This window comes from Pseudomonas sp. C321 (genome assembly GCF_055407105.1).
Window position 1 is genome coordinate 15,172 of the sequence record NZ_JBUZRB010000015.1, and the last position, 18,461, is coordinate 33,632.

Here is an 18,461-nt window from a genome sequence, read left to right on the forward strand (position 1 = left end):
AATTACTCCCCGCTCCGAGCCCGCAACTTCCAATAATCCGACTGATAAGAGTTAAACTCTTTAGCCTGCTTTGTCAATGTTTTTGCATTCAAGTCCGTAGGAACTGAAACATAATCAGTCGTAGGGTTTCTGTATTCTGCAGAGTCTTTGTAACGAGTATACCTAAAGCTTTGAGCGGCATTGGATGGGACATGAAGAACACTGCTATTCTGGCTATGGAAAACAGAACCAACTTCTGCAAGTGAACCACGAGTACCAGCGAATCCATTAACTTCAGTTTGCGAGAGATGATGTAACTCAACTGATTTCCCATCATACCCAATTGGTGCTCGACCCGAGGCCATCCTCTCAAGGTTTGAGCCTTCAACAGTTTTACCTCGTACTCTCCAAGTCGATAGGGCCTCTGGGTCAAAGAGGTCGTTACGTTGATAAACTGGAAATAGGGGTCAGACCACTATTCTTCTATGTTTTTAAAGAGCAACTCTGCCAGCCTTAAAACGTGGTCTGACCCCTATTTTCTCAATTTGAAATCATCTAGTTTTTTGTTTGCTTTTTGCAAAAAAGCTTTAGCAAACTCACTATCAACCTTCAACAAAAGATTCAGAACATCATAAATCTTCCACCTGTGAACACTTGGAAATCCAACTATCATCGAAAGATGCTCACGCAAAGCTGGAACATACTCGAGAAACTTCTTATCTTCTACCAACCAGAAGAAACCGGAAATTTCAAATGGGCGACTATTTGAAAAATTAATAATCTGTTTGATTGGCTCAAAAATTTCAACCCTTGCAGGGTCTCCCTCCCCCCTGTCAGAGGAGCGTGTAAAATATCCAACAAGCGCTGCCAATGCAAATTTGAATGTATCGTCATAGCCGTATAGCCTATGAACTTCAAGCCCCTCAACCTCCATTGGACGGCATAGAGCGTTAGAGAGATATAATAACCCCTCTCTATACCCCCAACTCGTCAACAGTCTTGCTGCAGAGAATCTTATATTTTCATCATCGTGTTCCAAAAGCTTAAAGACACCCTCTGTTCTGCTACGGGGAATGTCCTCTGAGTCTATATCTGTGGCATCAACGGCATAATCTGCGTTCGGGGGAACAGAATACAGCAGCTCTTGGATTTCTTTGTTCATTCTGACCACCTAGTTCTTTACAGGCTTGATATATTTAGACGGGACGCAGCCTTTTATCAGGCATTCTCCGTCTCTACTAGCATTCTCAAGGTCTTTCTGAGCAGCTTTTGAGGAAATAGGGGTCAAACCACTATTCTTCTATGCTTTTAAAGAGCAACTCTGCCAGCCTTAAAACATGGTCTGACCCCTATTTTCTTATTGCTCGTGCAGCAGGGCCAGCAGCTAAAGGAAAAGAGTCATGACGACAGCCAAATACAGCCTGTAGTCGCTCAAACACAGGAATGGCGTGGCCTACAGCCAAAGCTGTAGTCGCTTGGCAATACAAGGAAAAATCCAAAAGCCGGATTAATCCTATATAAATCAATATATTACGAGCACCCGTAGGGTGCGTATGGTGTATCGCAAAATGGCTAGGGTTTAAGGGCAGCCAAACACCTCGAAAACCGCACCGATTTAAGGGCAAACACCGGCCAGAGGGTCAAAATCTTCGCCAGCGGCCCGACCGCTGGCAGCGGTAGCAGAAAGATAGCAGCTAGATAGATGAGAGATAGCAACAGATAGTCGATAGATAGCAGCTAGATAGCACAAAGGAAGCAGCTCACCGGCGTGATGCAGACATGATGCAAGTTGCATGCAGCAGTGATGCAGGCATGTGGCAAGAATGATGCGCCGATGATGCAAACCGCTGCCAATCAATGAATGATTCTGAGGCGTTAAGCAGGATGAATACCAAGCAACCCAACGAGACCAGCAAATTTCTTAGCTATGTTCTCAGGCATGAACCACACGCCATCGGCTTGCAGCTAGACAGCGAGGGCTGGGCAGATGTGGAATCCTTGATAGCCGGTGCCGCTAAGGATGGGCGAATTTTAGATATTGCCCTGATTCAGGCTGTCGTCAGCAGCAGCGATAAAAAACGCTTCAGCCTCTCGGATGATGGCCTGCGCATTCGCGCCGTACAGGGCCACTCAACAGCCAGCGTGAGCCTTCAGCACGTAGAGAAAGAGCCGCCAGAGTTTCTCTACCACGGCACCGCCACACGCTTTCTGGAGTCGATTCGTCAACAAGGACTGATTGCCGGCTCTCGCCACCATGTACACCTGTCGCAGGACATAACGACGGCCATTGCTGTTGGACAGCGCTATGGAAAGCCTGTGGTACTAAAAATTGAAGCCCTGCGGATGTACCAACAGGGCTTCAAGTTCTTTCAAGCAGAGAATGGGGTTTGGTTAACGAATCACGTGCCCATGAGCTTTATACATCAGGATTGAGCTCAATATTCGGCGCGCTCAGACTTATAGCGAGCCGACTCTTCGTAGGTCTTTTTAAGCCATTCGGAGAAACTCACAACACTCCCTCTTGCCTCCCACCCCTGAGAAGCAAAAGCATGCACATAAATAACTATTGGATCACCCGTGTGATCGCTCCCATCAAAACAGGCAAAATCATCAGAGTCCTCTAGCTTTGCAAATGGAATGAAGTGAAGACCCGGGTACTGTCGCGCCAAATCATTAAGCCAATACTCTGCATCATCTTTGAATTCGCACAAGAACCACCAAGGCTCAAGATCAGGAATAGATTCCTGACTTATGAAATCAAGATAATCCTTAGAGAACAAAAATCCGGCAGGCAATACCGACTCAGGATACAAATAACGCTCACTCATTACTCGCGCCCCGTAATGCGTGGAGGCTGAGATGCCCCATATGGGTTCTCCTTATAAAAGCCACCTGTCTGCTTATTGATCCGACCAGTCATAGCCTCACCCCAGGTTTTGGGAACAAATCCTTTCTTGGGAATTGTAAAGCGCTTTATCTCAGAGGCGCTAAGCAAATCATCAAACCCTCTAACTGTTGCTTTGACATCTATCCCTGCCTCCCTGGCCGCAGCAATACGAGTGTTGTCGATAGAGGTCAACTTCCCATCAGGCATCCTTACCACATCCACCGGATCGCCCTTCCACCCATCAGACTTCATACTTTTCACTAGATCGCTATAAGTGAAAGCTCCCCCATCTTTATCTGTCTTATTGAATGTAACGGTATTCTGCGAAAAACGAATATCGTCAGCCTTATGGGAAGTGGCATTAACTATTCCTTTTGCACCAAGTGAACTGCTATTCAGCCACATCAACATCTACGAAAAACGTGGTCTGTCCCCTATCGTTTATCAGGGTCAGTTCCCGATTGTTCTATCTGTGCTTTAGCTGAAGAAATTTCTATAGGCCGTCTCAACCCTTACAGAAACGTCATCAGGCTTGAAAGCCAGATTCTCCAATGCAGCCACTTCAATAGATAACAAGGGATTCGCAACTGCAAGTGACTTCAACCCGCACTGTTGGCGAACCTTAAAAATTGCGAAAACCTCCAAAGGCAGCAAATCAAAAGGTGGGTTTTTGAACTCAGGGTCCCAAGCCCCGCCCTTATCTTCGGAGTTAGCTAAGTGATATTGGCATACCTCGTCCAGTACACCGGCAAGCCTTTGCTCATCTGCCCAACTGTCTATCACTTTCTTGTAAATGCCGAGATCCATAGACTCAATCAGGGCAGGTGCACTCCCACCCGAATAGACACAATAGAGCCACAGCATGAAAGGTTCGAATCGACGCCCTTTGAGATAGCCGGGATCAACAGCTCCATCAACAGTTAACATCCCGACAAGCACATCGGCGACCGACTCTGCTAGATCATGCCTATCCGCAGCAATGAAACCTGCAAGTAAGCAACCTGCATTGCTCAACTGATTAGTCAGATTCGGGGCGTTTCTAATGCCTTGAAGAAAGCTCGTATTAGAAAAGGTCTTAGCTCTGAGCATTAGCACCCAATAGCGGTAAATCATCGCGCGGGATACTTCCTCCCAGCCAGAAATATCACCGGCACAAATAGAAACCTCTCCCTGTATACCGTGACAAACTGCAAGTATCCCCAATGAATCAGATACATTGCCCAACCCCTCCAAGGAGTCACAGGCAAGATCCTCTTCAAGGTACTCAAGCTCTTGAGCCACCATCCCATCCGACTGAGACAGCCAGTGCCGATGCTGCTCTAGGATTCCTTCTATTTTTTTCATTCTGGTACGCCCCATCAGTCAATTACGCGCCCAAGGTGAGACCCGCAATACTTCACCCTGTAGGTCAACGCCGATCAAATTACCACTCACATTTTCAGGGGCACGCCTGAACTCCCGAAGCATCTGCCTAGCCTGCTGCTGCTCTGCCACGCTGATGCTCTTGTAACGACCTTGTCGACTAGCTGCCTGACCCAGAACATCCTCGATGAACGTTGTCATGTTCTGCTGTCGTACAGAAAGATCTCCCACATTCCCCGTTCGCGAAGTTTTTACTTCAGTGAACGCGAGGCGGCCATCCGGTGTACGGCTGACAATGTCGATACCGTTACCACTGCGGTTCTGCACAGCGAAGATGTCAGTGTGGTTGTTGTCACGCAAGAAGACCTTGGAGATATCTTCACCTAGGTCACCAACCTGCTGATTGGTTAGCTTCGAAAGATCTTTACCTCGGGTGGCTGAAAACAGATCAAGTGTCGTACCCGGAGTAACGGCTCCACCTGTCTGACCTAGCCCTTTTGCACCAACAGCTTCCGCCCCCGCCCGGGTAGCCCAACGCCCCGCAAACCACTCAATCGCCTTACCACCAACCAGTCCGCCGGCAGCACCTGCAGCAGTGCCCAATGTCATATCAAACAATCTGTCGCCCAATTGCTCGGGTGTGGAAAAGACCAGTTTGTCCTCAGCCCGGGCGATGGCTTGTGCTGGAATCGGCCCCGTCCACCAATCGACGCCATCCCTGGCCGCCTGTGCGATGCCTGCGGGAATTTGGTCGTAATTATTTATGAGACCCTCGAGCCCCGCCTTGAATCGCCCAGGAAAATCGGCGGCAAGGTCCACAACATGACTACCTAAAGCCTCAGCTCGGTAACCCAGTTCGTTGGCGGGCGCGTAGCCCGTGAAGACCAGGTCTCTCGGATCAAGACCATTGAAGCCGTTGAGCAGTGCTTCACGGTACTCACCTTGCGTAATTCCGTCTCGCAAAACTGATAGCTGCAATGAGCGGTCAAGATCAAACAGTCCGAGGTTTCTGGACTTATCGAGCTCGTCCATATCCCTGATGATTTTCTTCTCGCACGCACCCGCTCCCGCTCCGAGCGCACCACACCCAGCTCTCGCCTTATCCGCATCCTCAATTTCACGGTGAGTCAGCCAGTTGTACGTCGAGGCTTTTTGAGCGATCTCCGAGCCCTTTTCAAGATCACCATCAACGGCTGCAGCTGCTAACAAGCCCGTCAGCTGCGACAACATCAAAGTGATGTCATCATTACCGCGTGCTGCCCAAGCCAGCTGGTTGATCAGTGCCTCATTCAGTCCGGCAGCCGCAGCACCGGTTTTGAAGTCGCTGCCAGTCGCTTCTGCTAGCAGGCCGCCCATCAACGCGTGGGCAGCGATCTTCTGAATGCTGCCATCCGGGAACTTGATGGTGTCACCCACCCAGTTGAAACCGGTCGCCATTGCTACGTTGCCAGCCTCTCCCAGTAACGCCGCGTTGAAGTTGTCGCCAAAGCTTCCGCCCTGGATAGCCGTCGAGATTCCGCTGGAGATGACCGCTCGACCACCAGCACGCAAGGCAATGTCACCCGCAGACGTCCAGGTAAAAATATCGCTGGGAGAGTTGGTGACGGCCAAGGTTGACCCCGCGCTGGGGCTCACGCCTTGGACTGCTGTTGTACTTGTGCTCTCAGTGCCGCTGAACCAATTGGTGTCAGCATAAGAAAGCGCGCCAGCCGTAAAACCGGCGACTGCCGCACTTTTAATACTGTTGCTACTAACGGTTTCCTTTAAGGCTCTGCCGAGGTTGCCTTTATTGTTAATAGTGCTGGTAACACCAGTGGTCGAGAAGCTCGTGGCTACTGCCAACTCCCAGCCCCCAAGACCAAAACCTGCGGGCCCCATGATCGCGGCCATCATGATCGCAATCGCGATCTTGGCGCCGGCGCCCAAGCCAGAGTTGTCGTACTTGAAGCTCTCGTGAATCTCTTTGACCTGGCGCCAATCGATGTCTCCACGTGCCTCGGCTTGCTTAAGCCACGCCAGATTGGGATCAGCCTTGACCATCGCATCAACGGTCTGACTTACAGTCTGCTGATCGACCTGTTTGACATCGATGCGGATCCCCTCGGCGGCCTTGATAACGAGCTGGCCTTGAGCAACCAATTCGCTTTGGCGCAGGGTTTCATCCGTATTGCCTTTACCTTTGGCACTGAACCATGAGAGGTCACTTTTGCTTTTAGTATGGCTCTCATCGTGCAGGTCTTTGACCCCTTCAAAGACAACCGCACCACCGCTATCGAGGATGATGTCCTTACCGCTATTGAGCTTGGCAACTTGATACAGCTGGTCGCCTTCACTTTTAAGCGTCAGATTGCCACCCGTCTTGATCTCGGTGCCCATCTGGGTCGTGCGGGTGACTTCATCTGTCTGCGCTTTTTTCGCGCCCCAGCTTCCCTTCTCCTTCATGTCATACAACGTATGCGTGCTGTTCTCAGCCGCCAGCAAATTCAACTTATCCCCGCTATACAGATAAGCCTCATTCCCCGCACTGATCTTGCTCGCCACCAGCGTGGTGTCGCGCCCCGCCTGGCTCGTAAAGTCCCTGCCCGCCGTCAGCACACTGGCTAACTGCGTGGTCTGCTCATCCGCCGTCTTGATGCGTTTCTTGCCGTCTTTTTCCTTGCCCTCGACGTTGTGCACATCGCTGACAGAGGCCACGTTGAAATCGCGCCCGGCCTGAATGTTCAGGTCCTTACCCGCGGTGGCGTTGCTGCCGATGATGTTGACGTCTTGCCCCGCCACCATGCTCAGGTTGCCACCGGCCGTGACCGTGGCCGCTTGGTTTTTCACGTCGGTGGTGATGCTGGATTTGTGCCCGCCGTCGCTGAAGGCGTGGATCTCACTGGTGTCGCTGACGGCGATCAGGTTGAGGTCGCGCCCGGCTTTCAGGTCGGCATCGCCGCCGGCGGTGAGTGCACCGTGGTTGGTGAGGTCGCGGCCAGCGTCCATGGCGAGGTTTTCGCGGGCGACGATGGTGCCGGCGCTGGTGTCGGTGAGGGTGCGCATGCCGGCGCCGTCGCGTACCTGGATGGCGGTGGTGTCGTTGGTGATGTCGCCCTTCAGGGTGGTGAGGCTGACCTGGTTGCCGCGTATCTTGCCGGCCATGGAATTGCGGATGCTGTCCTGGGCCAGCAGGCTGAGGTTTTTGCCGGCCTCGATCAGGCCGCCGGTGTAGATGCTGCCCTTGCTGGTCACCGAGAGGTTGTTGCTGGCGCGCAGGGTGCCGACGTTGATCAGGTCGCCGCCGGTCATCAGGTTGAGGTCGCGGCCCTGGATCAGGCTGTTGCCGCGCACATTGCGGGAGTCGGCCTGGGCCAGGTAGAGCACGGGCACGAGGACGGTCTGGCCGTCGACCACGCGGTTTTCCATCCACACGATGTCGTGGGTCAGGGCGCCGACTTGCTGGTCGGTGAGGGACACGCCGACGCTCAGGCGCAAGGCGTCCTTGCTGGCCAGGGCGTTGTCCATCAGGTAGCGGAACTGGTCGTAGTCGCTGGTCAGTCCACCGGCGAGGAAGCGTTGCCCGGTTTGCGCCAGCACGGCATCGCGGATCAGCCGTGACTCGTATTGCCCGTCACCCAGGCGACGCCAGGCGTTGTCGGGGTTATAGCCGAGCTTGTCGAGCATGTAGTCGGAGCTGAAGAAGCCCGCCAGGGTGGTGAGGTTCGAATTGGTCTCGATCAGGTAGTGGCTGGTAGGGTCGGCATTCTTGATGAACAGGCCGTAGTCGCCCTTGGGCAACTGGAAGCCGGGCGCGGTGGTGGGGTCGACCGGGGTGAAGGACTCGCCGGTGTAATCCACAGGTACGTAGCGGCCGTCGGGCGCGATGCTGGTCACCGGCAATACGCTGCTCGGCGCCTGGGCCGTGGCGTCGTTGACGTGCTTGCTCAGGTTGATATTGATGCCGCCGACGGGGATGCCGGTCTGGTCGTCACCGAGGGTGCCGGTCAGTTGCTCCAGGGTGTTTGTGTGCAACGTGCCATTTTGCAGGGTACGCGCAACGTTGAGGTTGACCGCGCCACCAGCCTGTATCGTCGCGGTGTAGCCCGGGCCGCCGTTGTCGGTCCAGGTGGTGACGTTGCTTTGTTCGGAGAAGCGCCAGTCGCTGGACCGGGCCTTGAGAACCTCAAAGCGTGCTTTATCGAAATTACCCGCTGCCACCGCTGCGTTGAAGGCGGGTACGTCGATGTATTCCATCCGGTCCCACTCACCGGTGTCGATGCGCTCCGGGGTGCCGATGACGATGGTGTTCTGCCCGGTGCGGGTCGCGGCGCCCTGGTTGAGCAGGTCGTTGGCGGTGATGCTCAGGTTGCCATTGGCCGCCAGCAGGCTATAGCGGTTCTGGACGTTGTCGCCCTGGATCAGCAGGTCTTTGCCCGCTACCAGGCGCGCAGCGGCCGAGTCTTTGATCGCGGATTCAAGGAAGGTCTGGTTGATGGTGATTTGGCCGCGCTTGAACGAGTCGTGCCCGCCGCAGTGCTGGCCGCACTGCCAATTGAGGCTGCCAGTGGTTACGGTCTGGCCCAACTCGAATTCAGCCTTGGCGTTTTCCACATTCCGCGCGCTAATGCCGATATTGCCTTCGCTTTCAACCGTACCGGAAAGGTTGCTGAAGCCCGCCGCCATGCCGCCGTCGAGCGCCGCGAAACTCAAGTTGCCCTTGCTGTAGACGTCGCCGTACAGGTTGCTGAAGCTGTTCCCGCGCAGGGTCAGATCACCGCCGCTGAACAGCAGCGTGTCCGCGCTATTGCTGATGCCATTGCTGGCGCTCAGGTTGACGCTGCCTTGTGAACCGAGGGTGCCGCGGTTGTTGATTTGTGCGGCGGCAATGTCGAGTTGCTGGCGTGCGGTGAGGTAGCCGAGGTTATCCAGCGTACCGCCCAGGGTGATCCGGGTGGTGGTGCCGCCGGCCAAACGCCCACCGTTCTGGCTGAGGTTGTTGGCGACCACGCTCAGTTTTTGCTGGGCCGAAAGGCGGCCGCTGTTGGTCATGTCGCCGGTCAGGGTGACGCTCAGGTCACCGTCGCTGAGCAACTCGCCCGCGTTATCCAGGCTGGCGACATCCAGGGTCAGACCCTTGGCGCTGGCCAAGCGGTCGCCGGCCTTGAGGCTCAGGCCCTGAGTGCTGGTGTAATGCAAGGCTTCATTGAGTTGCACGCGGCCGAGGCCATCGACCCGGCCAAACGACCAGTCGGCGGTGCCCAGGCCATTGATGCTGCCCTGGCTGCCGGTGAGGCTGGTGGTGTTGAGGCTGAACACGCCGGCGCCGGCGTGCTGCAGTTGCCCGGCCTGGTTATTCAAATGCCCGGCGTTGAGGCTGAAGGCCTGGCTGCCGAATTCAAGAATGCCGTTCTGGTTATTCAGTTGGTCGGTGACCGTCAGCGTGCTGCTGGCGCCTTCCATCGCCCGTAGTTGGCCGCCCGCGCTGTTGTCGAGGTTGCCGCCATTGAAGGTCAGGCCCTGGTTGGACTCAATCAGCCCGCCCTGGTTGGTCAGTTGGGTACGCGAGGTCAGGCTGATCTGATTGCCGCTGATCTGGCCGTTGGCGCTGTTGTCCAGTGTGGCGCCGGAGACGGTGACGTGCTCCTTGCCGAACAGTTTGCCGCCACGGTTGGTCAAGGCCTCGACCGTCAGTTGCAGGTCGCTCTTCAAGGCGGTCATCGCGCCGGCCTTGGTGCCGTCGTGGCTGTTGTCGACGCTGTCGGCGGTGACCGTCAGGCTGTCACCCTGCACGGTGCCGCCCTGGTTGTTCAAGGTGCCCAGCGTCAGGTCGACCGCCGCACCACCACTAAGAATCATGCCCTGGCGGTTGCTCAGGTCCTGGCCACGGTAGCTCACGCCCTGGTTGCCGGCCAAGAGCTGGCCCTGGTCGTTGTTGAGGGTTTGCGCCGCGATATCCAGGCGCTTGCCCCGCAATGTACCGCCCTGGTTGTTGAGGGTGGTCAAGGCCTTGACCAGCACACTGCGCTCGGCAGCGTCGATCACGCCGTTGGTGTTGGTCAGCAGGTTGCTGATGTTGAGGGTGATGTCGCCGTCATTGCTGACCAGCGCGCCCTTACTGCTGTTGTCGAGGTCTTGCGCGGTGACAGTGAGGGCCTTGCCCAGCAGGATCCCGGCGCTATTGCCCAGGCGCTTGCCGGTCAGCAGCAAGTCACCCTCACTTTGAACACGGCCCTGGGTGTTAAGCAATTGGTCGCCCAGCACCACGCTCACACCCGGCACACCACCGGCCAACAGCCCGGCATCGCGGTTGTCGAGGCTGCCGGCGCGCACGTCCAGTTGGTCACCGACGATACGCCCGGCGCGGTTGTCGATCTGCCCGCTTCGAGCATCCAGCAGCAACTGCTTGCCGATGATGGCGCCGCCCTGGTTATCCAGGCTCGCGGCGTGCAGTTCGATGTCGCCTTGAGCGGCCTGCAAATGACCTTTGGCGTTGTTCAACTGTTGGGCGACGGTCAAGGTCAACTTGCCGGCATCCGCGCTGAGTACACCTGCGTCGTTGTTGCTGAGGCTGCCGAGGGTAGCGGTGATCTGCCCACCCACCAGCTTGCCGTCCTGGTTGGCGACGTCACCGGCGGTGAGGTTCAAGTCAGTGCCGGCCTGGGCATGACCCTGGCTGTTGTTGAAGGCGTTGGTGACAGTGAGGTTGAGCGCGCCTTTCTCGGCACTGATCAAGCCCTTGGCGCTGTTGTCGAGGCTGGCGGCGTTCACTGTCACGGCGTCGGCGACAATCTGCCCACCGTTGTTATTCAGCGCGCCGCTGTTGAGCGTCAAGCTGCCGCCCGCGACCTGGATGCGGCCTTGGCGGTTGTCCAAAGTGGCGCTGTCGAGGGTAGCGGCCTGGCCTTCGCCGAAGCGAATCAACCCGCCCAGATTGACGATGGCCGGTGCGCTGATCGCCAGGCTTTGCTCGCCGTACACTCGGGCGGTGGCGCCTTGGTTGGTCAGCTTGGCGGTGCTGACGCTGACAGTTTTGCCCTGGATGATGCTGCCCTGGTTAGTCAGCGCCTGCGCGGCGGTGATCGCCAAAGCGCGGCTGGCCAGCAGGTTACCGCTGGTGTTCACGGTCTGCGCGTTAACCACCACGTCGCCCGTGGCATTGCGGCTGTTATCTACCTGTACGCCCGCTTCGATGATGCCCGGGTTGGTGACCTTGATCGCGTTGAGTTCGATGCGCTGGCCCGCGGCCAGGCTCTTTTGGTTGACCAGTTCTTCAGCACTGCTCACCTGCACATTGCCGGTGGCGTAGACCTTGTCGGACAGGTTCACGTTCTGCGCGGTGACCTTGAGGTTACCGGTGGCCGCCGTCTGCGCCATGCTCAGGTGCCCATTGGCATCCAGCTGGATGTCTCCGCCACTGGCGGCCAGCGTACCGTCGAGCTTCACGCCCACGCCAGCTTCGGTGCCCACCAGTTTGATCGCACCGGCGTACATGCCGCCCAATGCCGAGGAGTCGATGGCCAATTCTGGTTTGGCGCTGCCGTCATCGGGGCGCGCGGTGGCTTTCAGGCTTTTGGCATCGACGTCGTTACGCCCGGCGATCACGGTCAATTCCCGTGCGTTGATCTGCGCATTGATCTTGGCCGAGCGGGTGATGATCTCGAAGCGGTCGACGTTACTGGCGTTCAGGCCCTGGCCGTCGATGGTCACGGCACCGCCGTCGACCTGATAGCGCTGCAACTGGCCGCTCGCGTCGAGCACCGGTTTGCCGGTAGTGAGGGTCACGTTGGGAGTGTTGATGAAGCCGCAGCCGCTGCACGTGACGCCGTAAGGGTTGGCCACGATGACTTTGGCCGACTGGCCCGCCACTTCGGTGTAGCCGCGTAATTGGCTGGGGCTGCCGCCGTTGACTTCGTTGAGGATGACGCTGGCCGCGCCGCCCTTGAGGTTGGGGTTGCCGACGATGTAGCCACCCAGCTGGGTGTTCGTCACGGGGCCGCTGGCGTTGTTGAGGATCACGCCGTTGGGGCCGACGTTGTAGTCCTTGAATTGGTTATGGGACAAGCCGCTGCCATTGGGAGTGGCGATGTTCACCACTGGTACGCCATTGCCGGCCTGGCCGACGGTGGTGCCTGGCCCACTGACCACAATGCCTTCGGCCTGGGCCAGCAGCGGCTGCCAGAACAACGCGTTGGCCAGGATCAGCGCCAGGCCGCGCTTGGGTAGGCCCCAGAACGAGTCGCGGCTTTTCAGTGCAGAAGAAGGCTGGCGAGCCAGGAAGGCAAAGTGGCGAACATCCATTGTCATATTCTCGATGTAACGGGGCGTTGAATTACAGGAAGAAATCCATGCGGAAGTAGATCGGCGCTTCGCGCTCGCTCATCACTGCCGGGCGTTCCAGAGAATGGGCAAAGGTCACGCTGGTGCTGACGTATTTGCCGCGGGCGAACAGCTCCAGGGAGTTGCTCGAGACCCGGCCATGCACTTCACCGTTGTAGCGGTCGTTGCTGATCACGCCCTGGTCGTAGCCGACGCTTGCGCCGTATTCGGCAAAGGCCGGGCGCATCCAGTCCCAGGTCACCGGGCGAGCCCAGCGCACGTCGTTGCGCCAGTAGCCGCCGCTGTCGCCGGTGAGCTGCTGGTCTTTAAAACCGCGTACCGAGGCCGAACCGCCGAGGCTCATGCGCTGGGGGCTGAACAAGATGTCTTCACTGCGTTGGCCGGTGGCCAGGCTGGAGAAACTGAACGACTCGCCCCACAGCGTGAACGGCTGCAAGTAGCTGACGGTGGCGGTGTATTTGCGGTAGCGCGCGTTGGGCTGGCGATTGCCGTACGCGTCACGCTCTTCGTTGGCTTGAGCATCGAAGGCGCCGATGCCGTTTTGCATGCCCAGGTCGAGGTTGACGAACGAGTTGCCGATACGCCGGCCGTGGTTGATGCCCAGCTGCAGTTCGCTGAGGCGGTTACTGCTGGGCTCGGTGCGGATGTCGAGGATATAGTTGTTGGTGCGCAGGTGCGACAAGCCGACGTTCACCGACGTCTTGCTCACGTCGTCACGATGGATCACCCGCTCGGCGCGCAATTGGTGGTTCTCGTTGTCGCCGTTCTGCTTGAACTTGTAGTCGTTGGTCACGCCGTAAGTGCGGTAATCACTCTCGCTGTAGGTGTAGCTGAAGTTCCACCAGCCCCACGGCACGTTGTAGTAGAGCATGGTGTTTTTCGAGGTTTTCTGGTGGTCGCTGACGGCATCGTGGCCGCCGCGCAGTACCAGTTGGTCAGCCAGGCCCAGCGGGCTGTCCCACTCAAGGCCAGCGCCCCACTGCTGTTCGCCGGTGCTTTTCTGCCCGTCGTTGTTGCGCGACAAGCTGGTGCGCCAGGGCTTTTGCGGGGCATTTTTCACCAGCACTTCGCTACCGCCTACCTCGCTGCCAGGGGCCAGTTCCATCTGCGCCTGTTTCGACGGCAGGCGGTTCAACTGGTCCACCAACTGCTCGATTTCCCGCAGGTTGAGCTGCTCTCCGACTTTGCCGGGAAAAGCCATGGCCAGTTCGCGTTCGGACAGGTTGCTGCCCTGGGCACCCTTCATGCCTTCGAGCTTGCCCTCGACCACCAGCACGCTCAGGTGGCCGCTGGACAGGTCCTGCTGCGGCAAGTAGGCGCGGCTGGTGACCATGCCCTTGTCGATGTAATAGTCGGTGATGACCTTGAGCAGCCCATTGAGCTGGGTGACGCCCAGGCACTGGCCAATATAGGGTTTGAGCAGACGCACGCGGTCTGTGGCGGACAGACTGTCGGCGCCCTTGAGTTCGATGTCCTTGATGGGAAAGCAGCGGCTGTCCACCGGAGCGGCGGGCACAACGGGCTTGGCTTCTTTACCGGGCAGTTCCTTGAGTTCTTCAAGGCGCCGGCGCTGTTCTTCCAGCAGGCGATTTTGCCGGTCGCGGATCAGGTCTTGATCCCCTGGCGTGGGTGCGGCAACCGCGCTGTTCAAAACAAGGCAGGCAAACAGCGAGATACACAGCAGATACCGAATCCGAGGCAATAACGAAGACATGTTCGATCCATCGAAAAACAAGGGCGGCAAACTACCATCGAACTCCAGGACGGCCAAGAATCTGGCTTAGTTGGATTCGATAATTAATAAGTTCGTAAGTCCTTGATTAAAAACAACTAAAAAATCAAGTAACGATTACCAACTTGTATTTGGAATTTTTATTCCGACAAGCGGTAACAGTTTTGATGCAGGTCTCGTCAAGGCTCTAGAGAGTTGCCACTAGTTAGCCACCAACCTTGCGTCGAGATTGATTAGTAGCCAGAAGAGAGGAAAAGTTCACGAGCCTTTTGTGAATTGGATCCCATATTTGAATGTTGATCGTTGCCACACTCTGTGGGACACGGAGCGTGGCAACGATCATCAACAGAGGCTGTATTTAGCCCACTTCCTTGACCCGCCCCCGCACCAGCTTCAACCCCACCCGCTCCACCTCACGGGACACATGAGCGGTCACTTCCCGCACCCCACCGTCCTGGTCGTTATGAATCACCAACACCCCCGGCCGGCGCAGTTGTTCCAACTCGCCCTCGGCCAGGCTGAAACTTGCGCTCAACCCTTTATCACTCAGGGCCTTGCCGGCAGCTCTGCGCTGGGCAAAACGCTTGCCTCGGCGTTGTTGATAACGCGCCCAACTGATCAGCAGCACCGCGTTAAATACCGCAATCCACAGGTAAATCTGCAAGGTATTCAAGGCCGCGAAAATCGGCGCATCCAGGCGCGGGCCGCCGTGGGTTTCCAGCATCGGCACCAACCCGCGTACCAACAAAATAATCAACCCGGCCCAGGCCATCAGGGTCAGGAATACATCGATTGCCCACATCACCGGGCGCTGAGAGGTTCGAATCAGGTTCATGGCTGCACTTCCTTGTGGGGGGCTTTGATTCCGCGATCCGGACTGACCCAGCGCGCGCGCTTCTGGTGTTGGCGGAACAGCACTTTGGGGAAACTCACCAGCGTGGTGAACAGGCTGACCAGCCAGAACACCAGCGGGTACCAGACGGTCCAGAACAGGGTTTTCCACAGGCCGCGCTCATAACGGCGGTCGATCATGATGCTCACGGCGAACTGCACCAGGCACACCACCGCCAGCAGCAAACCGGTGAAGGCCGGTGGCATCAACGAATCCACGGCAATCGCTTGCGGCAACGGAACAATTTTGCCCACGCCCCAGAAGATCACCGACAGCAGAAAAGTGAAGGCCCAACCGGTGGACAGGCAGTACTCGAACAGCAACGGCCACAGGTAGCGATGGCGCCATTGCCAGATGCCACGGATATTTTTGAACAGTACTTCGGCGCCACCCTGGGCCCAGCGCAGGCGCTGCTTCCACAAGCCGCCGAGGGTTTCCGGCATCAGAATCCAGCACAGGGCGCGGGGTTCGTAGAAGATGCTCCAGTGGTCCAGTTGCAGCTTCCAGCTGACGTCGATGTCTTCGGTAATCATGTCGGTGCTCCAGTAGTCGACCCGGTCCAGGGCCGCACGACGGAACGCCACCACCACGCCGGAGACGGTGAAGATCCGCCCGAACACCCGCTGGGTACGCTTGATCAAACCGATGATCGAGGAGAACTCGCCCACCTGCACCCGGCCGATCAATGTGGAGCGCGTGCGGATGCGCGGGTTGCCGGTGACCGCACCCAATCGCGGGTTGTCGAGCATCGGCGCCACCAGGTAGGCCGCCGCATTGCGGTCGAGCAAGGCATCACCGTCGATGCACACCAGGTACTCGCTGCGAGCCGCCACCGCGCCCATGCGCAGGGCAACCGCCTTGCCCTGGTTTTGCGCCAGGTGCAGCACTCGCAGGCGCGGCTCCCGCAACGCCAGGGCATCGAGCACGGCGGCGGTGTTATCGCTGGAACCGTCGTTGATGGCGATTACTTCGATGTTCGGGTACTGCTGGGCCAGCGCGGCGCCAATGGTGTCGGCGGCGTTGTCGCCTTCGTTGTAGCAAGGGATCAGGATCGAGATCAGCGGGTTGCCCGCCAGCACCGGCGCCGGGGTGTCATCGGCCCACGGCCAGTGGCGCTCCCAGTGCAGCCAGAAGTACAGGCCACCGGCGATCCACAGCCCGGACATGAACAGTGGGTAAAAAAACACGAAGTCCATCAGGAACTGCCCGGTGACCAGAAAGATCAGGCCCAGGGGCACGCCCAACACCAGGGACAAGACGAGTAAAGCCAGGATTCTGTCGAACATGGGTCAAGGATTCCACTGGTTGGAAAGGGCCGGACGCACGGTGTTCAGGTCCGGCGAGTTCTCCAGGAAGTTGTCGGGGTAGTAGCCAAAACTGGTGACGCCCTGGCGCTTGAGCACGCCCATCCACTCGGCCATTTGCGCGCCGGAAAGATCAGGCGCGGCGGCGGTGCGCCAGTCCTTGGCTTGCAACTCGAAGACCGTGCGTTGCAGGGCACCGGGGCGGACCTTGACGGTGGCCACCAGCTTTTCCAGCCAGGCGTTGGAGTCTTCAAGGCTCTGGCCTTCCATCAGCGGCATGGCCATGGGCGCGGTCCAGTCGTAGCTCTGGAGGAAGTCATCGAGGTTCTGGGCAAACCAGGCTTCGCTGCCAGGGTTAAGCATTGGCTCGGCGAAAATATTGCGTGCGGTCTGCACTTGCGAACCGCGAAGTTTGCGGACCTTGGCGGTCAACTCGTGGGTGAAATCGATCAGGTATCGGCTCTTGAAGCGGGTCCAGCGCTGCATCACCGCAGGGTCGGCACGCAAGGCTTCAATACTGTCTGGCAGGCCGTTGGCGGCATAGGCCTTGAGGGCGGCGGGGCTGGCGTCTTCAAAGTCGGAGAGCACCGCATCATCGTGGAACAGCACGCCGTCGATGGCATTGATGCGGGCCAGGTCTTCGTAGATCTCGCCAATGATCTGCCGCACCTTGGGATCAAACGGCGACAGGCGCTGGTACTGGTCCGGGTCCTGGCCAACCTTGCCGGTCTGCGGGTCCCAGCGGGTGACGCGAGGCAGCTTCGCATCAAGGGCGAAGCTGAGCACCGGCATCCAGGCAAACACCCTGGCATGGGCGCGGGTGTGCAACTGCCAGGCGACGCGGTTGAACAGGTCGGCGCGCACCGGCAAGTGGCGGTTGGGGAAATACAGCGAATGCACCAGCCCATCGCCCTTGGGGTCGGCGAAGGCTTGCAGGAATACCGTGTCGGCGCCCATGTCCACCACGCGCTGGACCAGTTGGTCGAGGTTGCGCGCTTCTTGTGCCTTGTCGGGGTCGTAGACGTTGTCCAGGTCCACATGCAGCACGCGCAACGGCGCCTGGGTCTGAACGTTGACGATGGCATTGGCAAAGTGCTCGCCGTCCGGGTCCGAGGCCACCAGGAAACGCGGGCTGCTCATCAGGTTGCCGAGGCTATCGAGGCCGTCTTCCAGGGTCAGGGCCATTTGATAGCCCTGCTCGTCCACCACTCGCAACGTGGTGCCATCCGGAGCGCCATAAGGCCAGACCCACACACGCGGGGCCTTGCCAGTGACAGCGCGGATCTTGTTGGAAATACCCGCCACATCGGGACGCATCCGCGCCTGGAACTGTGCCTCGGTTTCATAGCGACCGGTGGCTGTATCAAAGCGGCGGGTGGTGGCCGCCGGTTGCAGGTTGCCCTGGGGATTGGCCAACACGCCCTTGTGGTTGGCGTCGGTGTGGGCGGCGATTTCCACCAGGCCCGATTGCGACACTTCGCGCACCTGCTGCCAGGTCAGGAAGTCGGAACGCGGGCGCGGCGTGCCGGCGAAATCCACCGGCTGGTTTAACGGCGTGTCGATCCAGGTGCCCACCGGCGCCAGCAGCGCGTGCCAGTTGTAGGCCCTGAGGATCGGCATCACGCGGGTATAGAAGCTGGCGTAGCCGTCATCGAAACTAAGCATGATGGCCTTGGGCGGCAGCTGCGGGCCGCCCTTTCGGGCCGCGAGGATCTGGTCGACGGAGACTGGCTGGTAGCCGTTTTCCCGCAGCCAGGCCAACTGTTCGATCAACCGCTCGGTGCGCACCGCCACCACCGCCTGATCGGGGTCGCGGTCCTCGACATCGTGGTAGGCAATACCGAGAAAATGGTTTTTCGGCCACGGCGCTTCGTTGGCCGCCTTGGGCCGTTCGGCGGGTGGAGTAAAGGGCGCGGGTTGCTGGGCGCAAGCGCTGCTCAGCACGAATCCCAACACCAGGCAGCAGCGGGAAAGAATGGACATGATCGG

At 57.9% G+C, this 18,461-nt stretch carries 11 protein-coding genes; 1 reads left to right on the forward strand and 10 read right to left on the reverse strand.

What is annotated here, in order from left to right; all coding sequences use genetic code 11:
- Positions 1–2: 2 nt before the first annotated feature.
- Together ACZRJ6_RS25470 and ACZRJ6_RS25475 are read right to left on the reverse strand one after the other, a co-directional pair.
- Complete coding sequence (locus ACZRJ6_RS25470) at positions 3–344, reverse strand: HNH/ENDO VII family nuclease (RefSeq protein ID WP_083351518.1); 342 nt, start codon at positions 342–344, stop codon at positions 3–5.
- A gap of 167 nt (positions 345–511) precedes the next feature.
- Positions 512–1,141, reverse strand: coding sequence for a hypothetical protein (locus ACZRJ6_RS25475; protein WP_463970599.1), 630 nt, complete (start codon positions 1,139–1,141; stop codon positions 512–514).
- Positions 1,142–1,863: 722 nt separating this feature from the next.
- Between ACZRJ6_RS25475 and ACZRJ6_RS25480 the strand changes: the two genes are divergently transcribed.
- Positions 1,864–2,412, forward strand: coding sequence for an RNA 2'-phosphotransferase (locus ACZRJ6_RS25480; protein ID WP_116643810.1), 549 nt, complete (start codon positions 1,864–1,866; stop codon positions 2,410–2,412).
- Between the two features lie 2 nt (positions 2,413–2,414).
- Here ACZRJ6_RS25480 and ACZRJ6_RS25485 read toward each other — a convergent pair whose 3' ends face one another.
- The 8 genes from ACZRJ6_RS25485 to pgaB all read right to left on the reverse strand — a co-directional run bounded on the left by ACZRJ6_RS25485 (position 2,415) and on the right by pgaB (position 18,455).
- Complete coding sequence (locus tag ACZRJ6_RS25485) at positions 2,415–2,807, reverse strand: hypothetical protein (RefSeq protein ID WP_463970600.1); 393 nt, start codon at positions 2,805–2,807, stop codon at positions 2,415–2,417.
- Positions 2,807–3,277: a hypothetical protein gene (locus ACZRJ6_RS25490; protein ID WP_463970601.1), complete on the reverse strand. Its 471-nt coding sequence runs from the start codon at positions 3,275–3,277 to the stop codon at positions 2,807–2,809. The genes ACZRJ6_RS25485 and ACZRJ6_RS25490 overlap by 1 nt, the downstream gene beginning before the upstream one ends.
- Positions 3,278–3,343: 66 nt before the next feature.
- A complete protein-coding gene (locus ACZRJ6_RS25495; RefSeq protein WP_463970602.1) occupies positions 3,344–4,210 on the reverse strand; it encodes a hypothetical protein in 867 nt (288 codons plus the stop codon).
- Positions 4,211–4,228: 18 nt separating this feature from the next.
- Positions 4,229–12,505 (reverse strand): two-partner secretion domain-containing protein, encoded by an 8,277-nt coding sequence (locus tag ACZRJ6_RS25500; RefSeq protein ID WP_463970603.1) that lies wholly within the window; start codon positions 12,503–12,505, stop codon positions 4,229–4,231.
- A 31-nt stretch (positions 12,506–12,536) separates the two neighbouring features.
- The gene (locus ACZRJ6_RS25505; protein ID WP_463970604.1) at positions 12,537–14,258 is read right to left on the reverse strand and encodes a ShlB/FhaC/HecB family hemolysin secretion/activation protein; all 1,722 of its coding nucleotides are present in this window, start codon (positions 14,256–14,258) and stop codon (positions 12,537–12,539) included.
- 376 nt (positions 14,259–14,634) lie between these two features.
- Positions 14,635–15,111, reverse strand: coding sequence for a poly-beta-1,6-N-acetyl-D-glucosamine biosynthesis protein PgaD (gene pgaD, locus ACZRJ6_RS25510; protein ID WP_463970605.1), 477 nt, complete (start codon positions 15,109–15,111; stop codon positions 14,635–14,637).
- Positions 15,108–16,454: a poly-beta-1,6-N-acetyl-D-glucosamine synthase gene (gene pgaC / locus ACZRJ6_RS25515; RefSeq protein WP_463970606.1), complete on the reverse strand. Its 1,347-nt coding sequence runs from the start codon at positions 16,452–16,454 to the stop codon at positions 15,108–15,110. Before pgaC ends, pgaD begins: the two co-directional genes overlap by 4 nt.
- 3 nt (positions 16,455–16,457) lie before the next feature.
- Positions 16,458–18,455, reverse strand: coding sequence for a poly-beta-1,6-N-acetyl-D-glucosamine N-deacetylase PgaB (pgaB, locus tag ACZRJ6_RS25520; protein ID WP_463970607.1), 1,998 nt, complete (start codon positions 18,453–18,455; stop codon positions 16,458–16,460).
- Between the last annotated feature and the right edge of the window lie 6 nt (positions 18,456–18,461).

Bases quoted from the DNA above. Each gene is read 5' to 3' on its own strand.
- ACZRJ6_RS25485 (WP_463970600.1), bottom strand. From the start codon at position 2,807: ATGAGTGAGCGTTATTTGTATCCTGAGTCGGTATTGCCTGCCGGATTT.
- pgaD (WP_463970605.1), bottom strand. From the start codon at position 15,111: ATGAACCTGATTCGAACCTCTCAGCGCCCGGTGATGTGGGCAATCGAT.
- ACZRJ6_RS25505 (WP_463970604.1), bottom strand. From the start codon at position 14,258: ATGTCTTCGTTATTGCCTCGGATTCGGTATCTGCTGTGTATCTCGCTG.
- ACZRJ6_RS25500 (WP_463970603.1), bottom strand. From the start codon at position 12,505: ATGGATGTTCGCCACTTTGCCTTCCTGGCTCGCCAGCCTTCTTCTGCA.
- ACZRJ6_RS25470 (WP_083351518.1), bottom strand. From the start codon at position 344: ATGGCCTCGGGTCGAGCACCAATTGGGTATGATGGGAAATCAGTTGAG.
- pgaB (WP_463970607.1), bottom strand. From the start codon at position 18,455: ATGTCCATTCTTTCCCGCTGCTGCCTGGTGTTGGGATTCGTGCTGAGC.
- ACZRJ6_RS25480 (WP_116643810.1), top strand. From the start codon at position 1,864: ATGAATACCAAGCAACCCAACGAGACCAGCAAATTTCTTAGCTATGTT.
- ACZRJ6_RS25475 (WP_463970599.1), bottom strand. From the start codon at position 1,141: ATGAACAAAGAAATCCAAGAGCTGCTGTATTCTGTTCCCCCGAACGCA.
- ACZRJ6_RS25495 (WP_463970602.1), bottom strand. From the start codon at position 4,210: ATGAAAAAAATAGAAGGAATCCTAGAGCAGCATCGGCACTGGCTGTCT.
- ACZRJ6_RS25490 (WP_463970601.1), bottom strand. From the start codon at position 3,277: ATGTTGATGTGGCTGAATAGCAGTTCACTTGGTGCAAAAGGAATAGTT.
- pgaC (WP_463970606.1), bottom strand. From the start codon at position 16,454: ATGTTCGACAGAATCCTGGCTTTACTCGTCTTGTCCCTGGTGTTGGGC.